Raw genomic sequence first — 22825 nt, forward strand, 5'->3', positions numbered from 1 at the left:
GGGTGAGCACGCGGTCGTCCTTCATGACGGTGGGGGGCTCGGACAGGTCGTAGACGGCTTTGAGACCGGATACCTGAAGGAACGAGCCCTTGTGGAGGCGTTTCGTGGGGTCGTAGGCGTCCGCTTCCCCCGCGATCAGGGCCGAGGCGGAGATCTCGAGCACCCTGCGCAGCTCCTTTCCCGTCAGGGTCAGCACGAAGATCCGGTCCCCGAAGGGCAGCATGTCCGCGAGGGTCCGTTCCGAGAACTTCCCTGCGGGATAGATGATGTCCCCGCGGATCCCTCCGCTGTTGATCAGGGCCACATCCGTGCCGGCCTTGAAGCGCATGCTGTCGGTGACGAAGTTCCCGATGGGCGCCTCCCCGGTCCGCAGGGTTTTCTCCCGGGCGTCGATCGGGCGTGCGAAGTTTCCGATCACGCGGCTGAGGGCGCGCGCCAGCTTGTCCTCGTATTCGAGGGCGACCTCCAGCACTCCGGGGTCGGGTGCCGCCCGGTCCCGAATGGGAAGCAGCTTCCACGAAGTTCTTCGGGCGTCCAGCCTTCCGTCCTTGATCCTGATGCCAAGGCGCCCCACGAATTGTCCCCATACGCCGCTCCATATGAGGACGGTCTTGCCGCCCTCCGGATCCTTGATGAAGATGGGTTTGTCGGCCTCCCTGACGGGGGACCCGCATCCCGTGATGACGTGTATTCCCGCCACCGACCTGGCCAGTGCGACGCTCTCATTCTCGTAGAGGCCGCTGAGAAGGACAATGACGTCGGCGCCCTTCCGCCTCAGATCGTCCACCATCTCCCGGGCCACGGCGCTGAAATCTGGATCGAACGAAACCCCCTTGGGCTGGTTGGTCAGCCGCATGATAGCGGGGGAGAGGAGCCCGAAAAATCCCACCTTCATGTCGCCCGCCTGCAGCACGACGTTTTTCTGCAGGGTACCCGGCAGCTCGGGGTCCCGTGTGACGAGGTTCGAGATGACGATGGGGATGTGGGTCACGGAAAGCGCCTCCTTCAGGTGCCCCAGACCGTAGTCGAACTCGTGCTTACCGAGCGAGTTGACCGCGACCCCGGCCCTCTCGAGCGCGGTCATCTCGGGCCTGCCCTTGAAATAACGCCACATCGTCCCCGCGACGGCCTCTCCGGTCGCGGCGAATATGGGGTTGACGCTCTTCCTCATGTCCGCTTTCACGATTCCCGCGGCCGCGGACAGTCCCCCCATGGCGGGAAGCGACTGCTTCGCCGATGCCTTGACGGGCAGGAGGCGGCTTTGAAGATGATTGAGCGAATAAAGGGTGACCTCCCCGTCCCGGGCGTACGCGGCGCACGTCCCCACGAGGAGGCAGATCGACAGGAGAAGACTCCGGAGCAGTCGTTTTTTCATGATCGCCTCAACACTCCTTGTCCGGACAATGGACACCGCCGGGATGACGTCCGGCCGCCCGATTCGGGCCGGGGGGCGGAAGCGGCGTCCCGTATATTCTAACAGCAGTGTAGGGCTTCCCCATCCCGATTACAACCCCAAACCTCATCCCTCAAACAAAAATAGTTTGTGGGCGTCGGCTGAATGTCGGCTAGATATTGAACCGTATCTCGATCATGTCCCCGTCCCGGACCCGGTACTCCTTTCCCTCGAGCCTCAGGACGCCCTTGTCGCGGCAGGCGGCGAGCGTCGCCCCGCACGAGACGAAGTCGTCGTAGGCCACCACCTGGGCCCGGATGAATCCGCGGGCGAGGTCGGAGTGGATGGCACCGGCCGCGTCCACCGCGGTGTCGCCGTCGTGCAGCGTCCAGGCGCGAACCTCGTCCGCGCCGCTCGTGAAGAACGACAGAAGCCCCAGCAGGCGGTACGCCTCGTGGATCAGGCGGTCCCGGCCCGGCTCGTCGATCTTCAGCTCCTTCATGAACTCCTCCTGTTCCCCCGGCTCCAGCTGCGCCAGGTCCATCTCGATGGACCCGAAGATGCGCAGGGTCAGGAGCCCCTTCTCCCCCATGGCCGCCTCCAGGGCGTCCGCGGCCGGGACGGAGCCCGTCTGCCCCTCGTCCAGGTTCAGCACCACCAGCTCCGGCTTCAGGGTCAGGAAGGCGAACCCCGACAGCGTCCTTTTCTGTTCGTCGGTCAGGGGGCACTCCCGCAGCGGCCGTTCCTCCATCAGGTGGTCCTGGAGCGCGTGCAGAAGCTCGGCCTCCGCGGCCTCCGCGGGGGTCGTCTTCTTCTTCGCCGCCTTCTCGTCCAGTCGGGAGAGCCGGTTTTCGATGACGCCCAGATCTCGGTAGATCAGCTCCATCTCCACGATCTGCCAGTCGCGCAGGGGGTCGATGGAGTTCTCCGGGTGGGGAACGTTCGGGTTCCCGAAGACCCGAACGACGTGCAACAGCGCGTCCGACTCCGAGACGAAGGAGAGGAAGGAGTTCCCCAGCCCTGCGCCCTTGCTGGCGTCCCGGGAGAGCCCCGCCAGGTCCACGAACTCCACCGTCGCGGGCGTCGCCTTTTTGGGCGCGAAGATCTCCACCAGCCTGTCGAAGCGCCTGTCCGGCACGCTGACCAACGCCCGGTTGGGCTCGGTCTTGCCGCTGGCGTAGGGCTTGACCTCCGCCCCGGCCCGGGTGATCACGTTGAAGACGGTCGACTTGCCGCAGAGCGGTAGGCCGACGATTCCACATTTCAACAAAAGAAATCCCTCCAGATCCGAACGGAACACGCGCCGGCACCGCGGTGCCGGCAATTCGTTCCCGATTTTTTCATGACGGCATCATTTCACCCTATTATTATACGCGTAGGGGCGTCATGGGCCCGTCCCGTCCTCCTCCGGACCCAGCGACCCCCTCAGGCGCCGCAGGACCAGGGCCAGGAACGCCAGGGACACCAGGCTGCCGAGGAAGGCCGCGAGGGACTGGAACCACCAGATGTGCTGCGGGGCGAACCACAGGAAGAAGAGCCGGGCCGCGGAGATGCGGAAGACGATGGAGCGCAGGATCTGGACGATCGTCCCGTAGAGCGACTGCCCGATGCCGACGAAGAACGCGCCGACGAGGATCAGGAAGACGCTGCAAGGATAGGAGGGGACGGACGCCCTGATGGCCCGGACGGCCATCTCGGTCGTCTCCTGCGAGGGGCGGAAGATCCCCAGGAAGAGCCTCGGCCAGACGTAGATGACCGCGCCGATCGAGCCCATCAGGATCATGCCCAGCAGGAGCGCGGAGCGCAGGCCCGCGGTCATGCGGTCCAGGTCCCGCCTGCCGTAGTTGTAGGCGACGTAGGGGATGAGCGCCATGTAGAGGCCGAAGAGGAAGTTGAACGCCAGGTCCTCCACCCTCATGCCCAGCATCCATGCGGAGACCGCGCGGTGCCCGTAGTTCATCAGGATGCTGTTGGTCCCGCCCATCCCCATGGCCACGCTGGCCGTCGTCAGGGCTATGGGGACGCCGATCCGGAGGATGGGGCCCCACCAGGCGCAGAGCTCCGTCCTGGGATGGAGGAGGGGCGGCACGGGGATGGCGCTGATGCGCGGCATCTTCCTCAGAAGGTAGAGCACCGAGACGACCCGCGAAAGACAGGTTGCGGAGGCCGCGCCCGATACGCCCCAGCCGAACGTGAAGATGAAGAGCGGATCGAGGAGCATGTTGACCGTGTTGGCGAGGGCGATGGCCTTGAAGGGCGTCAGGGTGTCCCCCTGGGCGCGGGCGGTGGTGTTGGCGATGTAGGTGTAGCCGATGAACGGCAGCATGAGCGGCGTCCACAGGTTGTAGAGCCAGCACAGCCGCAGCAGCTCGGGGTCCCCTCCGGCCCCGAGCGCCTTGAACAGGGCGCCCGATACCGGGGGCAGGAGCATCGGTGCGGACAGGAGGCAGACGAGATAGAGCAGGGCCAGGGCGCTGCGCGCGACGTGCCGGGCGGTATCGGGGTCATGTCGGCCCAGGTGGCGTCCCATGAGCGCGGCCGCGCCGCCGCCCACGCACTCGAGCGTGGCGAAGGCGCACAGGTTGACGGGCAGGTTGAAGGACATGGCGGCCATGGGCAGCTCGCCCAGCCAGGAGACGAAGATGGTGTCCACCAGTCCCAGCAGGCCGTTGAACAGGAAGAGTCCCACCGAGGGCACGGCCAGGACGATCAGCGCCCTCATGGGGCTGTCCTTCTCGAGGTCGGCGCGGCCGGAAAGAAGGGACGTCCAGGGGCGGGGGAAAACGGCTTCTCGGTTTGTCGGCGGCTTTGGCGGCACGGTCATGCGTTTCCTCCCGAACGAGAATGTAATGCAAAGAGTCATGACGGAAAACAGGGGCGCCCATCCTCGCTCGCGGCCGGGGAAGAGGGGAGAGTCGTCGAGTCCAGGCCATTATAGCGCATCCCCCGTGCTCCGGGTCCCTTGACGGAGGCTCGAAGCGATACGCTATAATACCCGGCGGGGATGGATTTCGCGCATGGTCTCGGATGGCCGGGGGCCGAAGGGCGTAGGCCGTTTCGAGAGAACCGTGCGATTCTTACCAGGGGGGCGAGTTCTTGAGTTCCACGGACCAAAAGTATCTCGTGGGGGCCGAGGTCTGGACGGGCACGGGACAACGTCTGAAGAAGGGCGTCATCGTCCTGGAGGGAGGCCGCATCGCCCAGGTCGGGGAGGATATCCCCGTTCCGGCGGGGGCCGAGGTCGCCGATCTCGGAGGGTGTCTCGTCACCCCGGGGCTGATCGATGCCCACGTCCACATGGGGACCTACAACGAGGGGTTCCCCGAGAACATGCAGGATGCCAACGACATGGTGGAGCCCGTGCTGCCTCAGCTTCGCATTCTCGACGCCCTCTATCCCGGGGACACGTCCTTTTCCGACGCCCTTTCGGGCGGCGTGACCTGCGTGCAGTCGTTGCCGGGGAGCGGCAACGTCATCGGCGACCAGGGCATGGTGGTCAAGACGAAGCCCGACATCGTGGAGCGGATGGCGGTTCTGCCGTGCTCCGCGATGAAGGCCGCGCTGGGGGAGAACCCGGTGCGCGTCTACAATGCCAAGGGCAAGCTGCCGAACACCCGCATGGGGAACGCCTGGCTGATGCGCGACGCCCTCGTGAGGGCGCGGAACTACGGGGCGAAGCGCGATGCCGCGGCGAAGAAGGGGGAGCCTTTCGACCGCGACCTTGGTATGGAGGCGCTTCTTTCCGTCCTGGACGGGACGATGCCGTTCCGGGTCCACTGCCACCGCCTGGACGACATCCAGACGGCGGTCCGCATCTCCGAGGAGTTCGGCCTGCGCTATACCATCGAGCACTGCACGGAGGGGCACCTCGTCGCGCCCTGGCTGGCGGAGAAAAAGGTCTTTGCCGCCGTGGGTCCGACGCTTTCGTCGAAACCCAAGATAGAGCTCCGCAACAAGTCCTGGGATACGCCCGTGACGCTCTGGAGGGCCGGGGTCCACTTCTGCATCATCACGGACCACCCGGTCATTCCCATCGAGCACCAGATCGTCTGCGCCTCCTTGGCCGTGAAGGCGGGGCTGCCCCCGGACGAGGCGCTGAGGGCGGTGACCCTGTATGCCGCCGAGCACCTGGGGCTTGAGAAGCGGATGGGGTCCATCGAGCCCGGCAAGGACGCCGACCTGGCGGTCTGGGACGGGGACCCTCTGGACGCCCGGACGCACGTCGTCAAGACCTTCATCGACGGCGCGGAGGTCTACAGCCGCTGAGGCGGGGCGTCCCCCAAATTCCTCATTTCGAGATGCGTCATTTCGAGAGATGGATCAGCAGCGCCAGGGAAAGGCGCAGGAAGGGAAATCCGCTCAGGCTTCCCAGGGGCAGGAGGGATTCGATCTTCCCGAGACGGTAACGAAGGGTATTGCGGTGAAGGTGCAGCGTCCTGGCGGTCTCCTTATGATTGCGGTCGCACAGGATAAAGGCATGGAGCGTATTGATCAGCTCGGCATCGTGCCGGGCATCGTAGTCCATAAGCGGGGCAAGCAGAAGCCGCGCGGAACGATGCGCCCCTTCGGGGGCGCTGTTCCGCAGCAGGGGGACGAAGAGCTCCATGTCCTCGAACGCATGGGGCCCCCCGTCCAGGCCGAGAAGGCCGAACAGACCCAGGACCCACTTCGCCTCCTCATAAGATTTCCTGAAATCCTTGAGCCGATGAAATCCCCCTATGGCAATGCGGGCCCCTCCCGCCAGGAGGGAAAGGGAATTGGAGAGCGCCTCCGAAACCTCATCGGGACGGGACATCAGGGCAATGGTCTCGGATGAGGTCCGGACCGCGGCAAAGAGGCCGACCCCGCGCATCAGGGACCTGAGCGCGCTCACCTCCATCTCGGCCCCTGCGTCCCGAAAAGCGATGAGAACCACCTGGACCCGAGTGTCCAGGGAAAAGCCCGCCTCCTCGAAGCGGAGGAGCGAGCGCATGGGGGAGTCCCCGAACAGGGCCTCCTCGAGGCAGTCGTCCAAAATGCCGCCGAACGAAGGATCCTCCCGCTCATCCGCCAGGATCGCCTCCATGGCGGCACGAATGGCATGGGAGTAGCGAAGCTCCGAGGGCAGCAGGACGATCGGAAAGTCGTTCTCGTCCGCGTACGCATAAAATTCGTCCGGCAGCCTGTCCAGGAAACGCCCCAGCTTGACCCCCAGCCCGGCTGCCCCGTTCCGGACCAGGCTGCGCAGAAAATCCATGAAGGCGGCCTCCTCCCCGTGCAGGGCATAGGCCGTAGTGAGGAAGAACACGTCGGGGCTCACCCAGAAGCGGATGTCCGGAACCTCGGCAATATCGATATAGCGTACCCGCCGATCTCCGCCCTTCATACCCGCGGCACAGATCGACCCCTCAAAGACGGGAAGCGACAATATTCTCTCGATCGTAACCATGGTCAAGCCCCTCTTGACATGATGCCGCCCCGAGCGGCCTGCACTCCAGGACGTTATCTCATTATTATATAATGAATGGAAGGCCCCCTTGGCGGGCTCCGTCACGCCGGGGGCTCCATTATTCTCTGCAGGAGGGGCATCGTGGAAAAGAACGAAAGGCTGGAGGCGCTCACCTCACAAAATACCGAGCTGCGGCGGGATATCGGCCTGTTCGGCGGTATGAGCATCATCGGCGGCATCATGATCGGATCGGGGATCTTCTACCTGGGCGCTTACGTCCTTCAGCGCTGCGGAATGAGCCTCGGGCTCTCCCTGATCTGCTGGGCCGTCGCGGGGCTGATCTCCGTGCTGGGCGGTCTCTGTTATGCGGAGCTGGGTGCGGCCATGCCGAGGTCCGGAGGCATGACCCTCTACCTGAACGAGGCCTATCACCCGATCCTCGGCTTCCTCTACGGATTCAGCGACTGGCTCATCGGCGGACCGGGGTCCATAGCCGCGATCGCCATCGCCCTGCCCACGGCCCTTCGGGCCTTTACGGACATCGGCGACACGGGGATCAAGGCCATCGCCATCGTGCTCATCGCGATCCTTTCCCTCTACAACTGCTTCGGCATCCGTCTGAGCGCCATCCTTCAGAACATCTCGATGGTCGCCAAGCTGATCCCCATCCTGATCATCCTCTTCGTGGCGCTCCTTCTGGGACAGGTCTCTCCAGCATTGGGGATTCAGCCCCCCACGGGTCCCGTTTCCGTCTTCGATATCCTGCGGATGCTGGCCTTCGCGATCGTCGCCTCGCTCTGGGCGTACGAGGGCTGGGCGAACATCAACGTCGTGGCCGAGGAGATACGGGAACCCCACAAGAACCTGCCTCGGGCGCTTCTCTTCGGCATCGGAGGCATCACGATCCTCTACGTCCTCTTCAACTACGCGATCTACCGGGTCCTGTCCCTCTCCGAGATCCAGACCATGCTCGATGCCGAGAACTATTACCTGGGGACGGCCGCGGCACAGAAAGTCCTGGGGAACGCGGGGGCCGTCATCGTCACGGTGGGCATGGCCCTGTCCATGTTCGGCGCGCTGAACGGCTGCATCATCGCCCAGCCCAGGACCTACTACGCCATGGCGCAGGAGGGACATTTCTTCTCCAGCTTCAAGTGGCTGCACCCCAAGTACAAGGTACCCGCAGTGCCCATGGCCGTCCAGTGCGTATTCTCCATCATCCTGGTCCTGTTCCGCTCCCTGGATCAGCTGACCTCGCTCGTCATCTTCAACGCCATGTTCTACTACATGCTGGGCATGTTCGCCGTCATCCGCCTGCGCCGCAAGTATCCGGACATCCGGCGTCCCTACAGGGTGGTGGGCTATCCGGTGGTCCCCATCCTCATTGGGCTCGTATTCTTCGGGCTGCTGATCAACACGCTCGTCGAGGACCCCGCGAACGCCCTGCTGGGGCTCTGCGTCCCCGCCGTCGGAGCCGTGGCCTATGCCCTGTTCGACCTGCGCCTGAGGCGGCAGGGCTCGTCCCAATAAGGAGGCATTCGAGTCATGAAGATTTTCGAGAACGGGAAATTCTACCTGGAGAAGGGGCGATTCTGCGAGGCCGTGCTGACGGACGGCGAGACCGTCCGGGCCGTCGGCGGACGGGACGAAATGCATGCGCTGGCGGGGCTCGCTCCCGCCGTCGTGGACTGCTGCGGCCGAACCGTGCTGCCGGGCCTCAACGACTCTCACATGCACCTGTCCTGCATCGCCGCGGCGAACGCACAGGCCGACCTCTCCGGATGCAGGAGCATCGGGCAGATCGTCGACACCTGCCGCGCGTTCATCGCCTCCCGCCCCGAGTCCGCTGCGCGGGGCATCCGCAGTATGGGCTGGAACCAGGACCTCTTCGAGGGGGAGAAGCGGATACCCAACCGCTTCGACCTCGACAGGATATCGACGAAGATCCCGATCGTCCTCGAACGGGTCTGCGGACATATCTGCGTGACGAACACGAAGGTCCTGGAGCTGATGGGGATCGATGTCGGCGCTACCCCGCCCGAGGGAGGAACGATCGGGACGGATTCGGAGGGAAAGCCCAACGGAGTCTTCACCGAGAACGCCGTCGCGTGGGTGGAGCAGGTCATTCCGGACTTCACGTTCGAGGAGAAGGTCCGGATGTTCGCGGATGCGCTGGACACTTGCGCGGCCTGCGGCCTGACCAGCATCCAGTCCAACGATGTGGGGGCCCCCAACGTCTATGGGGACTCGGACTCCATCCGCACCCTTTTCGAGACCGGAAGGGCAACGATCCGCTATCGACATCAGATCACCTTCGACGACCCCGAGGCCCTGAACCGTTTCTGCGACACCGAGGCCAGGAGGGACATCTACAAGGGCAACCGCCTGACGATCGGTCCCCTGAAGCTCTTCAAGGACGGCAGCCTGGGGGCGCGCACCGCTCTCATGCGCCGGCCCTACGCGGACGATCCGTGCAACTGCGGCGTCGAAGTACTCTCCGACGAAAAGCAGGAAGGCCTCTGCCGCGCCGCAGCGGCCCGTGGGATGCAGGTGATCACGCACGTCATCGGCGACGCGGCCGTCGAAAAAACGGTCGGCATCTACGAGAGGATGATGAACGGCGGCCCCAACACGCTGCGGCACGCCCTGGTCCACTGCCAGATCACGGACCGCCCGCTGCTGGAGCGTATCGCGCGCCTGGGGGTCCTGGCCATGGTCCAACCCATCTTCCTGGACTACGACATGCACGCCGTGGAAAGCCGGTGCGGCCGGGAACTGGCCTCGACCTCCTACGCCTTCGAGACCCTGAGGCGCCTCGGAGGACACGTCTCCTACGGCACCGACGCTCCGGTGGAAAGCTGCAACCCCTTCCCCAACCTCTACAGCGCGGTCACCCGAAAGGACAAGGACGGATATCCGAAGGACGGGTTCTTCCCGCAGGAATGCGTCGGCATCTGCGACGCCGTGGATGCCTACACGCTGGAGAGCGCCTACGCGGAATTCGCCGAGGGGTTCAAGGGCCGAATCCGCCCGGGATACCTCGCGGACTTCACGGTGCTCAGCGACGACATCTTCACCATCGAACCGGACGGGATCCGTGACATCGCCGCCGAGGTGACGGTAGTCGGGGGAGAGATCGTCTACCGGCGGGGATAGGGCGGGAGCGAGGCGGCAAAGAATGGAGGACCTGCCGCGGCTCCACCTCCATCAGACCCGAGCGAAACTTCGGCCCCTCACAGCGCCCGCTTGAGGTAAACCTTGTCGAGGAGCCGCACGCCATCCTCGATGATCGGACGGCTGTAGTGCTCTTCAAAGTAGTTCTTCAGCGTGTGGGAGACCTCGAAGCCGCAGGACGTGTAGAACGCGGCGGTTCGTCCGCCGGTTCCGACCTGCAGGACGCCCTGGCCCCTGTACCGATCGAGGACGTGGAGGATCAGCGCCCTGCCGTAGCCACATCCCTGATGCTCCGGGACGATCACGATGTTCTGGAGCTCGTAGAGCCCTTCCCCCTCGTTCGTTACGACGCACACGCCCCTGAGCCCGCCGTCGTAAAGGGCGATCATCTCGCCTCGGTCCAGATAGCGGGCGATCATCGTCTCCTCCTCGTCCGCCAGGAGGAGCAGGTCGAGAAAACGCTCCCTTTCGGACGCGACCGTTCGGAAATCCACAGCCCTTCACCCCCGTCCCCGCATTCTCGCCCCCTCAGTCCCGCTGCCCGTAGCTCTTGAACTTCTCCAACACGACCTCCATATCCGCCTCCGACAGCAGGACCGGCTTGCCCATGCTGCGGGCCCGGCAGTAGAGCTCGCAGACGAACTCGATCTCCTCGGCCGCGTTGAAGGCATAGCGGATGTCGGGCCCCGCCGCCAGAAGACCGTGGTTGCCCAACAGCACGGCGTAGCGGTCCCTCATCCCCTCGAAGGCCAGCCGGGCCAGCTCCCGGGACCCGAACGGGGCATATTCGGTGCAGCGGACGTCGCATCCGGCGAAGCCGATCAGGTAGTGCACGGGGGGAAGCCCCTCGTGCAGGCAGGCCAGGGTCGTCGCACAGGTCGAGTGCGTATGCACCACCGCCCCGACGTCCTCGCGCCCGGCGTAGAGGACGCGGTGCATATCGACCTCGCTCGACGGGACGCGCCTCCCCTCCACGACACGGCCCTCGAGGTCGAGCACCACGACATCCTCCGGCTCGGTCCGGAAGTAATCCATCCCGCTGGGGCTGATCGCCATCAATCCCCGTTCCCGATTGCAGACGCTGACGTTTCCGCCCGTCCCCCTGGTCAGATGGTGCGTCACAAGCCTGCGGCAGTAATCGACGACGCTCTCTCGCTCCTCTTGCAGCAGCATCACGTTCGCTCCTCTCAAAAAGCCACGTCCCACACCCGGGACCTCCGTCCCGAGGATCGGCAAAGAACATCCTCCGCCACGCCCCGGAAATAGCCTGGAAGCGCGTCGAGCGCTGCCTCCTCCGGACATCCCCGGCCGCTTCCCGACCTTCGGCGCACGGCGAAACGTGCGGTCCATTCGGCCCCGCCGACATTTGTCGCCGTATCGTTCGTTATATTATAATTATAAGGTTGCCGCCGCTGTCAGCCTTGGGTTCGGGAGCCCGGAATGGAGGGGCAAAGTTGCAGGATTACATCTCCGCCTTTCATAATACGTCCTCGGCCGCCGCCGTCATCATATCCGTGGCGCTCATGCTCTTCTCCGGGTTCATGGCGACGCGTCTGACGAAGCGCCTGAGGCTGCCCGACGTGACCGCCTATATCGTCTCCGGGATCCTGATCGGCCCCTACTGCCTGCGCCTCGTCCCGGCCCGGATCATCGACGGACTGGACTTTCTGCCGGACATCGCGCTCGCCTTCATCGCGTTCAGCACGGGCGAGTTCTTCAGGATGTCCGTTCTGAGGAAGAACGGGACGAAGGTGATCGTCATAACGATTCTGGAGGCGTGCCTGACCTCGCTCCTCGTCTTCACCGTCGTCTATTACGTCCTGCGCCTCAATTTCGCCTTCTCGGTCGTTCTGGCCGCACTCGCCTCGGCGACCGCGCCGGCCTCAACCATGATGACGATCCGGCAGACGGGGGCCAAGGGGGACTTCGTCAACACGCTCCTGCAGGTCGTGGCGCTCGACGACGTCGTCGGGCTGGTCGAGTACAGCATCGCCATCTCCGTCGCCCTCGCCTCGATCTCCGATGCGGGGCCGGGAGCGGGCGGAGGCTTCGACCTTCAAAACGTCCTTCTTCCGATCGCCGTCAACGCCGGGGTCCTGGGCCTCGGCTGCTTCTTCGGCCTCGTGATGAAGTGGATGCTGTTCAAAAAACACTCCACCGACAACCGGCTGATCATCGCCATCGCCCTGCTGTTCTCGTTCTGCGGCATCTGCACGCTCTTCGACGTCTCCCCGCTGCTGGGCTGCATGTCGATGGGCACGGTCTACGTCAACCTCACCGAGGACGACAAGCTGTTCAAGCAGCTGAACTACTTCAGCCCTCCGATCCTTCTTCTGTTCTTCGTCCGGTCGGGGCTGTCGTTCAAGCTGGATACGCTCTTCAGCGCCTCGGCCGCCGTCGGCAGCGTGCCGCTCCTTCTCGTCGGGGTCGTCTATTTCATCGTCCGGATCCTGGGGAAATACGCCGGCGCATTCTGGGGATGTCTTCTCGTGCACAAGCCGAAAAACGTCAGGAATTACCTCGGTCTGGCCCTGATCCCGCAGGCGGGCGTCGCCATCGGCCTCGCGGCCCTCGGAGCCAGGACGCTCGGCGGGGAGATGGGGGGAGCGCTGCAGACGATCATCCTCGCCTCCAGCGTCCTTTACGAGCTGATCGGACCGGGTTGCGCAAAGCTCTCGCTGTATCTGGCGGGCTCCTATCACACGCGGCTGGAGGACATCGTCCCGGAGGAGGTCCTCCCGGCAAGCGAGGGCCGGAAATCCGCCATAGAACTGCTGGTCGAGAGGATACAGAAAATACAGAAGGAGTTGCCCCCCAAATCCCTCCTCTCCGAGGAGGAGGAGGCCTTTATGGAGGCGTCGGAGAATCAATATGCGGCGATGGAGGCGAGCCGCCGCTACGCGAACATCCGCCGTTCGCGCCTGAGGAGGTTTTAGGTGTCATGAATACGCAAATCAACGGCCTGGCCGCGGCAATCTTGGGAGGATGGACGGATGAGCTCAACGTCCGCTCCGTCATACTGAGGATTTTGCTTTCGGTCATGCTGGCGGCGATCATCGGCTGCGAACGTTCCAGCAAGCGGCACTCCGCGGGGCTGCGCACCTTCATTCTCGTCTCCCTGGCCTCCACGACGGCCATGCTGACGGACCTGTACCTTTGCCGATCCGCGTCGGAGCGCTTCCCCCTCATCTCGGCGGCGGCCGTGGTCGGCGCCGCGATGGTCAGCGTCAACGCCATCCTGTTCAGCTCGAAAAGCCAGATCAAGGGCCTGACCACGGCGGCGGCCCTCTGGTGCTGCGGACTGGTCGGGATGGCGCTGGGCGCCGGGCTCTACACGGTGGCGTCGATCTCCTTTCTGGCCCTGTTCTCCAGCCTGGCCCTGTTTCCGCCCATCGAGCGGTACATGAAGGACAACTCGAACCATTTCGAGATCCATCTGGAGCTGAAGAGCAAGGGCAACCTGCAGTACTTCGTCACGACGGTCCGGAGCCTGGGGATCCGGATCGAGGACATAGAATCCAACCCCGCGTACCTGAACTCGGGGCTGAGCGTCTATACCGTATCCCTGACCATCAACAGCGCCGAGCTGAAGAAGTACAAAAAACACAGCGAGATCATCGAAGCCCTGCGCTCGCTCGAGTACATCGCACACATCGAGGAGATCAACTGACCGCGTCGGGCGGGGCGTCCGCGCCCGACGTCCCGCAGATCGAATGAGGGGAAAAAAGGAGAGAAAACAAAAAGACGGCCTTCCGCCGTCTTTCCTTTTAACAGGCCCAAGCGCCTTCAAGAACGCTCCAGGCATCTGATTTTTTGATGGTGCGGAGGGGGAGAATCGAACTCCCACAGCTTTACAGCCACAAGATCCTTAGTCTTGCGCGTCTACCAATTCCGCCACCCCCGCAAAACAGAAAACATTATACCGTCTATCGCGGGAACGTCAAGGGTAAGAGCAAAGAAATCGGCCCATGGACTACAGTTTGGATTTTTCCCAGCCCCACGGACCTGTCCGCCGTAAAAACGTTCCAATGGCTACTTTACGCTGACGGGTCCGGATAGCATAATAAGGGCGGGGACCCTCCCGCTCAGCCTGCGACAAGAGGAGCATGAAATGAACCAGCCGGACTACTATCAAATTCTGGACGTCCCGAACGGGGCGACGGACGCTGAGATCGAGGAAGCCTACCGGAGAATGTCCGCCCTTTTCGGGCCCGATGCGAACCCGGAACCCTTCGCCGCCAGGATCTACTCTGCCGCGACGGAGGCCTACGAAGTTCTGAGCGATCCGGTGCGCAAAAGTGCGTACGATCAAGCTCGGCAGCCCCTCCAAGAGGATATGGACGTGGAGGACGACGGCTTTTTCGAGGACGGATGGGCCCGAGATGACGCCTCATATACGGAAGCCGAGTTCTCGGACCGGGACGGAGAACGAGCATCCCGCGCCAACGCTTGGCGGTACTCCTCCGAAACGGACTGGGAGGACGTGGAGTACTCGGACATCCCCGAGCCGCCCCGCAGGAAGAAAAAACTGCCGAATCCGCCCCGCCACTACGTCGTCGAGAGGCCTGCCGGAGGGGAATGGATGGAACGGGAAAAAGCTGCGGCAAGATCCCGCTCCTATTTTTCCCATTGGAGGTTCTGGGCGGCCCTTTCCGCGTGCATGCTCATGGGGTACCTGATATCGAGGACGGTCGCATGGGGACTGGACGCCGCCAAAAAGGACAGCCTGCTCAACCTGACGACGTTTTTTTTCTGCCTCGCCTGGATCGGCTTTCTGACCCTGCGCCGCAAATGGAGCCACGTCCGTTGCCATTATCGCAACCCCCGTACCGGCAACGTGGAATCCTATCCGCCCGACCTGCTCTTCAAGATAGTTTTTCCATGCCTGTGCGCCATCTACCTCGCGTCGACCCGTTTCATCAACATTTCCCCTGGTTACGGCGGAGAGGGCACGATTCTGTTTTACCCGGCCTTCGCCGTGGCCTTCGGCTTCAGCTTTCATTGGGCCACCGTCTTTGCGGAGAGGCCGTAAAAGCCTCTCCCGTACCCCCTCGATTTCAATCCACGAAAAATCGGGCCCCCGGCTGCATGCCAGGAGCCCGATCCTTCATTCCAATCCGAGAAAGGCGTCCGTCCCCTACTTCACAAGGGCCTTGCCCGCCTCATAGGCCTTCAGGTTCATGGGCAGGAACTGCGGCTTCTTCGTGCCCAGCTTCTCCTTGATCATCTCGATGCACATCGAGTCGCTCACCATATCAGTAGCCGCGACGAGGGTCCCCAGCATCACGATGTTGGCCACCTTGTCGCTGCCGGTCTCGTTGGCGATCGTGTTGGCGGGGACGGCGATAGTGCGGATGTCGCTGCGGACGTTCTCCCCCTCCAGCTTGACCAGGTCGCTGTTGTAGATAAGGACCCCGCCCTTCTTGACGTCGTTCTTGAACTTGGTCAGGGACGGCTGGGTCATCACCACCACGGCATCCGCATCGGAGACGACCGGGGACCCCACCTTCTCGTCGGAGATGACGACGCTGCAGTTGGCCGTACCGCCCCTCATCTCGGGCCCATAGGAGGGCAGCCAGGAGACGTTGCGTCCCTCCGCGTTGCCCGTGTAGGCGATCAGCTGGCCCAGCACCATCAATCCCTGTCCGCCGAAACCCGCCGCAACCAGCGTACGCTCGAACTTCTTTCCTCCGTTGTCCGCCATGTCCTCGCCCTCCTCACTCGAAATCCTTCTTGACGCCCAGAGGATAGTAGGGAATCATGTTCTCATCCACCCACTTCAGGGCGTCCACAGGACGCATGCCCCAGTTGGTCGGGCAGGTGGAGAGCACCTCGACGAAGGAGAACCCCTTCTTGTCCACCTGGTTCTTGAAGGCCTTCTTGATCGCAGCCTTGGCCTGCATGATGTACTTGGGCTGGGAAAGCGCCACGCGCTCGATGTAGGCCGGTCCGGCCAGGGTGGCCAGCATCTCGCTCATCCGGATGGGGTACCCGCTCACCTTGGCGTCGCGCCCCCCGATGCAGGTGGTCGCCCTCTGGCCCAGGAGCGTCGTGGGCGCCATCTGACCGCCGGTCATGCCGTAGATGGCGTTGTTGATGAAGATAATCGTCAGGGGCCAGGCCCTGTTGACCGCGTGGACGACCTCCCCCATTCCGATCGAGGCCAGGTCGCCGTCGCCCTGATAGGAAAAGACGATCTTATCGGGCCTGACGGCCTTGATCCCGTAGGCAAGGACGGGAGCGCGGCCGTGGGCGGCCTCAATGAAGTCCACGTCGATGTACTGGTGCATGACGACGGCGCAGCCCACCGGGGCGATGCCGATCGTGTCCTCCTGAATCCCCAGCTCGTCTATGGCCTCGCAGACCAGGCGGTGGGCCACGCCGTGCATACAACCCGGGCAGTAGTGCGTGTGCACGTCCCTTTGCCAGGTCTTCGTCATCTCAAAAACTTTCGTCTCGCTCATCTTCTCGCCCCCTCCTTCTACTTCTTCCCGAGCTTTCCGAGCAGTTCCCTGCACTTGTCCTCGATCTCGTGCACGGACGGCGTGAAGCCGCCCCACCGGCCGTAGGTCTCCACGGGCAGGCGGCACTCGGTCGAGATCTTGACGTCGTCGAGCATCTGATACTCCGAGCTCATCTCCACGTCCAGCAGCAGCTTGACCGAGGCGGGCAGATCCCTGAAGCCCTTCACCGGATAGGGCCACAGGGTGATGGGCCGGATCAGCCCCACCTTGAGCCCGTCATTCCTCAGGCGGTCTATGGCCGTCCGGGCCATGCGGCTCGTCGTCCCATAGGCGGCGATCACCAGCTCCGCGTCCTCCACCAGGTAGCGCTCGACCCGCTGCTCGTTCTCGCGGATCTTCAGGTACTTCTGCTGGAGGTGCGTCACCTGGATCTCCAGGTCCTCGGGCTTCAGTTTGAGGTTGTAGACGATCGTACGCGCACCGCCGCGCTCCTTGCGCCAGCCGAGAGCCCACTCCGCGTTGGATTTGGGATCCTCGATCGTGCGCGTCTTGATCTCCACGGCCTCCATCATCTGGCCCATGAAGCCGTCGGCCAGCACCATCACCGGCGTCCGGTACTTCTGGGAGAGGTCGAACCCGTCCTGGATCAGGTCCACGGCCTCCTGCAGGTTGTCGGGGGCCAGCACGATCATGCGGTAGTCCCCGTGCCCCGCGTTCCGCGTCGCCTGGAAGTAGTCGCCCTGAGCGGGCAGGATCCCGCCCAATCCGGGGCCGGCCCGCATCACGTTGACGATGACGCAGGGCAGCTCGCCCATCGCGATGTAGGACATCCCCTCCGCCATCAGGGAGATGCCGGGGCTCGACGACGTGGTCATCGCACGGTACCCCGTGGCCGCCCCACCCATCAGGGCATTGATGGACGCGACCTCGCTCTCGCACTGGAGGAACACTCCCCCAACCTGCGGAAGGCGCGACGACATATACTCGGGTATCTCGTTCTGAGGCGTGATCGGATATCCATAAAAATACCGGCAGCCCGCCTGAATGGCAGCCTCCGCGATGGCCTCCGTCCCCTTCATCAAAACCTTCGCCATTTTTGTCCCCCCTCCAGCTACTCGTCGGTACGATAGACCGTCAGAACCACGTCCGGACAGATGCGGGCGCACAGCGCACAGGCGATGCACCCCTCCTGAAACTGCTCCACCGGGCGGTACCCCTTGGGGTTGATCCTGTCGGAAATCCTCAGGACCTTCTTGGGGCAGACCTCCACACAAAGCCCGCAGCTCTTGCAGTAATCCTCCCGAACCTCCACTCGTCCTTTCGCCATGTTTCCACGTCTCCTCTCCTGTTCGCTGACGTTGAAATGCGAATCCTCGCGAAAAACAATGCGCCTCGCTTCAAGCTCCGCTCGCCCGCACCGGGGCCGACCACATGCTCTCGCCCTCCCACGGGCGCTGCATGTACCGGACCATCGGCCAGATCGGGACGGAGTCAACCCCCAACAGCCGCTCCACCTCGCCGCAGAGCTCCTCCAGAACCGTCGCGTAGAGCACGGGCAGATTCAGCCTCCGCCCCGCCTCCAGGACGATACGGACGCCCTCCGCGACGTCCTGGGCGGCCGTCGTTTCCATCAGATGACAGTTCGCAATCAGAGCCCCCACCTCGAGCCCGCAGAGCATCTCCATCTTGGCCCGCATCTTCGCGATGGCCTCAGGACTGCCCGTCGTGGGCCGGAAGGCGTTGGCGACCAGGAGCAGCCGGTACCCCGCCGCCTCCAGGTCGGGCGCGAACTGCGTCAGGGCCCGGACCCCCACGGCGTCGCCGCCGATGTCGAGGATCAGCCGTGCACTCCCGTCCACGATGGCCCGGGAGATGGCCGGGTTGATGATGGACATGTCCGACCACTTGGCCGCCTCCGGAGGGGTGAGCACGGTGAACCCCTCCCGCTCCAGCTGGTCCGCCACCTGGCGGATGCAGAAGTAGGGGTTGATGATGTCCGCGTCAGCAATCGTGACGCGCTCTCCCCGCTCCTTGAGTCCCCGCGCCAGGTTCAGGACGAACTCCGTCTTCCCCGACCCCAGAGCCCCGGTGACGGCCACGACCCGGGGCCATTCGTAGAGCCCCGCCATCTCCGCAGGCGTCCGCCCTTCCGTCACAGCACATCCCCCTCCTTCAGACGCAGGCCGCGCGCCCATTCGTCCCCCCCGACCCGCTTCTTCCCCTCGGCCTGGACCTCGTCGAGGCGCAGAGCTCCCCCTCCGCAGCCCACGACCGGAAAACCATCGGAAAACCGCAGCACACGCCCGACGTTTTCCTCCGCCCCCCCGGCACCTTCACAGGGCAGGGTTTTCCACATCTTGAGCCTCGCCCCCCTCACGGCCGCGAAGGCCCCAAAGGAGGCGTCGAGCGCACGGACGACGTTGTGGATCCGCAGGGCATCCCACTTCCACGACACCTCGCCCTCCGCCTTGCCGATCTTCGGAGCGTAGGTGGCGGCGCCATTGTCTTGCTTTTTCAAAAAATGAAGCATATTGTTCGGTGCATTTAGTAAATATTGTACACCTTCGAGGGCGATTTGGCTTCCCCCCAAGCTCAATTTCTCATAAAGCTCCGAGGCCGTGGCGGTCAGCCCGACGGGGACGGAGACCTGGCGCAGGATCGGGCCGGCGTCCATCTCCGGGACGAGGCGAAAGACGGTCGCTCCCGTCTCCGCATCGCCGCTCATCAGGGCCCGCTGGACCGGCGCCGCGCCGCGCCAGCGGGGAAGGAGGGAGGGGTGGATGTTGAGGCAGCCCCAGCGCGGGGCGTTCAGAAACGGCTCTCGGATCAGCTGGGCAAAGTCCACGACGAAGATGGCGTCGGGGGGGGAGGCGGTGACGGCCTTCAGCAAAGGCTCGTTTTCGGACAGGGGGCCCGTCCGCTCCAGGGGGAGCCCCAGGGCCAGGGCGGTTTCCTCGACGCGGGAGACGGTCTCCCTCAGGCCGCGTCCCGCGCGCGTGGGGTTCCCGGTGATCACGCGCTCGAGGGAGATACCGGGGGGAAGCGACGCGCTCAGGTGCATCAGGCACCGGGCCGCGAACGCGCCGCTCCCCATGAACCAGAGGCGCGTCATCGGGCGGCGGCCGCGCGCTTGCGCATCTTGGTCCGGATCATCCCCCGCTTGATGGGCGAGAGGTAGTCGATGAAGAGCTTGCCGTCCAGGTGGTCCATCTCGTGCAGGAACGCCCTGGCCAGGAAGTCCTCGACCTCGTGGACGCGAAGCTCGCCCCTCTCGTCGCGCGCCTCGACCCGGATCCAGGAGGGACGCTTCACCTCGGCGTAGATGCCCGGGAAGCTCAGGCACCCCTCCTCCCCCATCTGCTCGCCCCTCTGTTCCAGCAGGCGGGGGTTGATCAGGACGAAGAATTGTCCGTCGTACTCCACCAAGGCGATCCTCCGGGACACCCCCACCTGGGGGGCCGCCAGCCCAACGCCATCGTGCGTCTGCATCGCAACGCGCATCCTCGCCACAAAATCGGCCAGCTCCTCGTCGAACTCCTCGACGGGTTCGGCCGGCTTCTTGAGCACCGGGTCGGGGAAGCAGCGAACCTCCAGCTCCCCCTCGTCCAGTATGCCCGAAGCCACTCCCTTGTACTCCGTCATGTGTACCCCCGGATATCCATGCCGCCCCCGCCCGCGAAAAGGGGACGGAAGGACGGCTCTTTTTTTGTTCGATCTCCGACCTTCAGTATACCCGCATCCACAGGCTCGCGCATCCGAAGAAACCTGAATATGTATCCCGGTCTCGGCATTTTTCGTTATTGATTATACTTGACCTTAAGGATAGAATTGGGCCGGAATGGACGCAAGAACCGTGTCGTTTCGTTCAATACAGGTTCAACACAGGTTGAAAGCCAATATATTTCGGAAAGCAGGTAGCGCGTTTTGTCCAATCTGACCCGAACCATCGAAAAGTACATTCACGAGCTCTTCGAATCCGAGGGGGACGAGTCCATCGTCTCCCTCAGGCGCAAGGAGCTGGCCGAGACGTTCGGCTGCGTGCCCAGTCAGATCAACTACGTCCTCCGCAGCCGTTTCACGCCGGAGCGGGGCTTTCTGGTCGAGAGCCAGAGGGGCGGGCACGGATACATCCGCATCCTGCGCGTCGCCTTCGAGGCCCCCGAGGACCGGCTCAGCCATATCGACGCGATCGTCGGGGACTCCATCACCGAGCAGGAGTGCCGGAAGCTGCTTCTGGCCCTTCAGGAGCGCGAGCTGCTCTCGACGCGGGAGCGCCTGATCATCGAGGTCGCCCTGAGGCACGAGGAGGAGATGGGGCGGAACGAGTTCGACCTTTCCCCCCACAAGCGCAGCGTCATTCGGGCGGATATGCTCAAGAAGATGCTGCACAGTCTGATGCTGGCTTAGGCTCTTTTCTGAATCCCATGCACGGCAAGGAGAACAAAAATGTGGCAATTCTTTACGGAACGAGGTAAAAAAGTCATCCAGCTGGCCCATCACGAGGCCCTTCGCATGGGGCACCCCATGGTGGAGCCCGAGCACATCCTGCTGGGCCTGATCCACGAGGGCGGCGGCACGGCCTGTCAGGCGATGATCGCCCTGGGGCTCGACCTGGAGCGCATCAAGTCCCAGATCGAGGAGGCCATGGGGCAGTCGCAGCCCAACATGAAGTCCATCGACCTGCCGCTCAGCCCCCGGATGAAAAAGGCGCTGGAGCTGTCCATGCTCGAGGCCCGGAACATGGGCGTCAACTACGTGGACACCGAGCACATGCTCCTGGGCATCCTGGGCGACGACAACAGCCTGGTCTCCCAGTACTTCTTCACGATGGGCGTCGACATCGCGGCCGCCCGGAGGCAGATCACGGCCATCCTCCAGGATGGGGAGGGCAGCCCCGACCCCAAGGGACAGAACGTCGAACTGCTCTCGGACCGGCTCAGGAAGAAGGGCAGGTCCCGGACCCCCACGCTGGACCAGCTGGGCATCGACCTCACTCAGAAGGGGCGGGACGGCGAGCTGGACCCCGTCATCGGACGGGAGCGCGAGATACGCCGCATCATGCAGGTGCTCTGCCGCCGCACCAAGAGCAACCCCGTCCTGATCGGCGACCCGGGCGTTGGCAAGACCGCCGTGGTCGAGGGGCTGGCCCAGAAGATCGCCGACGGCGCGGTCCCGGAACCGCTGAAGGACAAGCGCGTCGTCCAGCTCAACACGGGGAACCTCGTCGCGGGGACGAAGTACCGCGGCGAGTTCGAGGAACGGCTGCGCCGAGTCGTCAAGGAGCTCAGCGACTCCGGCGACGTCATCCTGTTCGTGGACGAGGTGCACACCATCGTCGGCGCCGGGAATGCCGAGGGCGCGGTGGACGCCGCCAACATCCTCAAGCCCAGCCTTTCGCGGGGCGCGTTCCAGCTGATCGGGGCCACGACGCAGGACGAGTACCGCAAGTACGTGGAACGCGACGCCGCGCTGGAGCGGCGTTTCCAGCCGGTCCGGGTGGAGGAGCCGAGCATCCCGGACACCGTCCTGATCCTCAAGGGCCTGCGCGACCGCTACGAGGCCCACCATCAGGTCTCCATCTCGGACGAGGCCCTGGCCGCCGCGGCGCAGCTCTCCGCCCGCTACGTCCAGGACCGTTTCCTGCCCGACAAGGGAATAGACCTCATCGACGAGGCCGGGGCCCGGTCCCGCCTGCGCACGCTGGACCCGCCCGAGTCCATCCGCGAGCTGGAGCGTCGCCTCGAGGAGTCCCGCAAGCAGAAGGAGGGCGCCGTCCTGGCCCAGAACTTCGAGGCGGCCGCCCGCCTGAGGGACGAGGAGCACGCCCTCGCCGACCAGCTGGAGGCCGCACAGGCCGAGTGGCGCGAGAACCGGACGCACCAGCGCGCCGCCGTCACCTCCGAGGACATCGCCGATGTCGTCTCCGAGCTGACGGGCATCCCCGTGAGGCAGCTCACCGAGGCGGAATCGGAGCGCCTTCTGCGCATGGAGGAGGAGATCTCCTCGCGCCTCATCGGCCAGGACGAGGCCGTTGGGGCCGTGTCGAGGGCCATTCGCCGCGCCCGGACGGGGCTGCGCGACCCGCGGCGTCCCATCGGCAGCTTCCTCTTCATGGGGCCGACCGGCGTGGGCAAGACCGAGCTGGCGCGCTGCCTGGCCCGCTTCCTCTTCGGCAGCGAGGAGGCGATGATCCGCATGGATATGAGCGAGTTCATGGAGAAGCACGAGGTCTCCAAGCTCCTGGGCGCGCCCCCCGGCTACGTGGGGCACGAGAGCGGCGGCAAACTCACGGAGGCCGTCCGCCGTCGCCCCTACTCCGTCGTGCTCTTCGACGAGATCGAGAAGGCGCACCCCGAGGTCTACAAC

Annotated in this window: 21 protein-coding genes and 1 tRNA gene; 8 read left to right on the forward strand and 14 right to left on the reverse strand. The window is 64.2% G+C overall.

All coding sequences use genetic code 11. The features are described from left to right. The 3 genes from ABLA28_RS04530 to ABLA28_RS04540 all read right to left on the reverse strand — a co-directional run. Positions 1-1375: 5'-nucleotidase C-terminal domain-containing protein (locus ABLA28_RS04530; protein WP_347712682.1), on the reverse strand; the 1375-nt coding region annotated here is incomplete at its 3' end. A 190-nt stretch (positions 1376-1565) separates the two neighbouring features. Beyond that, entirely contained in the window at positions 1566-2663 is a 1098-nt protein-coding gene (ychF, locus tag ABLA28_RS04535) for a redox-regulated ATPase YchF (protein ID WP_347712683.1), read from the reverse strand. 114 nt (positions 2664-2777) lie between these two features. Next, on the reverse strand, positions 2778-4115 hold the full coding sequence (locus ABLA28_RS04540; RefSeq protein WP_299298663.1) for an MATE family efflux transporter: 1338 nt from the start codon (positions 4113-4115) through the stop codon (positions 2778-2780). 374 nt (positions 4116-4489) lie between these two features. Here ABLA28_RS04540 and ABLA28_RS04545 point away from each other — a divergent pair, with 374 nt between their 5' ends. Then, entirely contained in the window at positions 4490-5659 is a 1170-nt protein-coding gene (locus ABLA28_RS04545; RefSeq protein WP_347712684.1) for an amidohydrolase, read from the forward strand. A 37-nt stretch (positions 5660-5696) separates the two neighbouring features. Here the strand turns inward: ABLA28_RS04545 and ABLA28_RS04550 are convergent, their stop codons facing one another. Next, positions 5697-6821, reverse strand: a complete 1125-nt coding sequence (locus tag ABLA28_RS04550) for a PucR family transcriptional regulator ligand-binding domain-containing protein (protein ID WP_347712685.1) — start codon at positions 6819-6821, stop codon at positions 5697-5699. A gap of 141 nt (positions 6822-6962) precedes the next feature. On the opposite strand from ABLA28_RS04550, the gene ABLA28_RS04555 reads away from it, so the two are divergent. Further along, the gene (locus tag ABLA28_RS04555) at positions 6963-8351 is read left to right on the forward strand and encodes an amino acid permease (RefSeq protein ID WP_347712686.1); all 1389 of its coding nucleotides are present in this window, start codon (positions 6963-6965) and stop codon (positions 8349-8351) included. 15 nt (positions 8352-8366) lie between these two features. Continuing rightward, positions 8367-9977, forward strand: coding sequence for an amidohydrolase (locus ABLA28_RS04560; RefSeq protein WP_347712687.1), 1611 nt, complete (start codon positions 8367-8369; stop codon positions 9975-9977). Positions 9978-10054: 77 nt separating this feature from the next. Here the strand turns inward: ABLA28_RS04560 and ABLA28_RS04565 are convergent, their stop codons facing one another. Together ABLA28_RS04565 and ABLA28_RS04570 are read right to left on the reverse strand one after the other, a co-directional pair. Continuing rightward, positions 10055-10489, reverse strand: coding sequence for a GNAT family N-acetyltransferase (locus ABLA28_RS04565; protein WP_347712688.1), 435 nt, complete (start codon positions 10487-10489; stop codon positions 10055-10057). 34 nt (positions 10490-10523) lie between these two features. Beyond that, positions 10524-11168: an L-fuculose-phosphate aldolase gene (locus ABLA28_RS04570; RefSeq protein WP_347712689.1), complete on the reverse strand. Its 645-nt coding sequence runs from the start codon at positions 11166-11168 to the stop codon at positions 10524-10526. A gap of 281 nt (positions 11169-11449) precedes the next feature. On the opposite strand from ABLA28_RS04570, the gene ABLA28_RS04575 reads away from it, so the two are divergent. Both ABLA28_RS04575 and ABLA28_RS04580 read left to right on the forward strand, forming a co-directional pair. Beyond that, positions 11450-12931 carry a cation:proton antiporter gene (locus tag ABLA28_RS04575; RefSeq protein ID WP_347712690.1) on the forward strand — a complete coding sequence of 494 codons (1482 nt, stop codon included), beginning with the start codon at positions 11450-11452 and terminating at the stop codon, positions 12929-12931. Between the two features lie 5 nt (positions 12932-12936). After that, positions 12937-13665 (forward strand): MgtC/SapB family protein, encoded by a 729-nt coding sequence (locus ABLA28_RS04580; RefSeq protein WP_299299518.1) that lies wholly within the window; start codon positions 12937-12939, stop codon positions 13663-13665. Between the two features lie 147 nt (positions 13666-13812). Here the strand turns inward: ABLA28_RS04580 and ABLA28_RS04585 are convergent. Continuing rightward, a tRNA-Leu gene (locus tag ABLA28_RS04585) sits at positions 13813-13899 on the reverse strand. A gap of 207 nt (positions 13900-14106) precedes the next feature. Here ABLA28_RS04585 and ABLA28_RS04590 point away from each other — a divergent pair. Then, positions 14107-15027 (forward strand): DnaJ domain-containing protein, encoded by a 921-nt coding sequence (locus ABLA28_RS04590; protein WP_347712691.1) that lies wholly within the window; start codon positions 14107-14109, stop codon positions 15025-15027. A 105-nt stretch (positions 15028-15132) separates the two neighbouring features. Here ABLA28_RS04590 and ABLA28_RS04595 read toward each other — a convergent pair whose 3' ends face one another. The 7 genes from ABLA28_RS04595 to def form a co-directional block, all read right to left on the reverse strand. After that, the gene (locus tag ABLA28_RS04595) at positions 15133-15699 is read right to left on the reverse strand and encodes a 2-oxoacid:acceptor oxidoreductase family protein (protein WP_314718012.1); all 567 of its coding nucleotides are present in this window, start codon (positions 15697-15699) and stop codon (positions 15133-15135) included. Positions 15700-15712: 13 nt separating this feature from the next. Next, a complete protein-coding gene (locus ABLA28_RS04600; RefSeq protein ID WP_314718011.1) occupies positions 15713-16459 on the reverse strand; it encodes a thiamine pyrophosphate-dependent enzyme in 747 nt (248 codons plus the stop codon). A gap of 17 nt (positions 16460-16476) precedes the next feature. After that, a complete protein-coding gene (vorB, locus tag ABLA28_RS04605) occupies positions 16477-17553 on the reverse strand; it encodes a 3-methyl-2-oxobutanoate dehydrogenase subunit VorB (protein WP_347712692.1) in 1077 nt (358 codons plus the stop codon). A 17-nt stretch (positions 17554-17570) separates the two neighbouring features. Then, a complete protein-coding gene (locus tag ABLA28_RS04610) occupies positions 17571-17786 on the reverse strand; it encodes a 4Fe-4S binding protein (RefSeq protein WP_299299528.1) in 216 nt (71 codons plus the stop codon). Positions 17787-17856: 70 nt separating this feature from the next. Then, positions 17857-18615: a hypothetical protein gene (locus tag ABLA28_RS04615; protein WP_347712693.1), complete on the reverse strand. Its 759-nt coding sequence runs from the start codon at positions 18613-18615 to the stop codon at positions 17857-17859. Then, positions 18612-19571 carry a methionyl-tRNA formyltransferase gene (locus ABLA28_RS04620; RefSeq protein ID WP_347712694.1) on the reverse strand — a complete coding sequence of 320 codons (960 nt, stop codon included), beginning with the start codon at positions 19569-19571 and terminating at the stop codon, positions 18612-18614. The genes ABLA28_RS04615 and ABLA28_RS04620 overlap by 4 nt, the downstream gene beginning before the upstream one ends. After that, on the reverse strand, positions 19568-20101 hold the full coding sequence (def, locus tag ABLA28_RS04625; RefSeq protein WP_347712695.1) for a peptide deformylase: 534 nt from the start codon (positions 20099-20101) through the stop codon (positions 19568-19570). Before def ends, ABLA28_RS04620 begins: the two co-directional genes overlap by 4 nt. A 282-nt stretch (positions 20102-20383) precedes the next feature. Here def and ABLA28_RS04630 point away from each other — a divergent pair, with 282 nt between their 5' ends. Next, a complete protein-coding gene (locus ABLA28_RS04630) occupies positions 20384-20866 on the forward strand; it encodes a CtsR family transcriptional regulator (protein WP_299299536.1) in 483 nt (160 codons plus the stop codon). A gap of 39 nt (positions 20867-20905) precedes the next feature. Further along, on the forward strand, positions 20906-22825 hold a 1920-nt coding region (locus tag ABLA28_RS04635; RefSeq protein WP_347712696.1), incomplete at its 3' end, for an ATP-dependent Clp protease ATP-binding subunit.

It is taken from the genome of uncultured Fretibacterium sp., assembly GCF_963544685.1.
GTDB lineage: Bacteria > Synergistota > Synergistia > Synergistales > Aminobacteriaceae > CAJPSE01.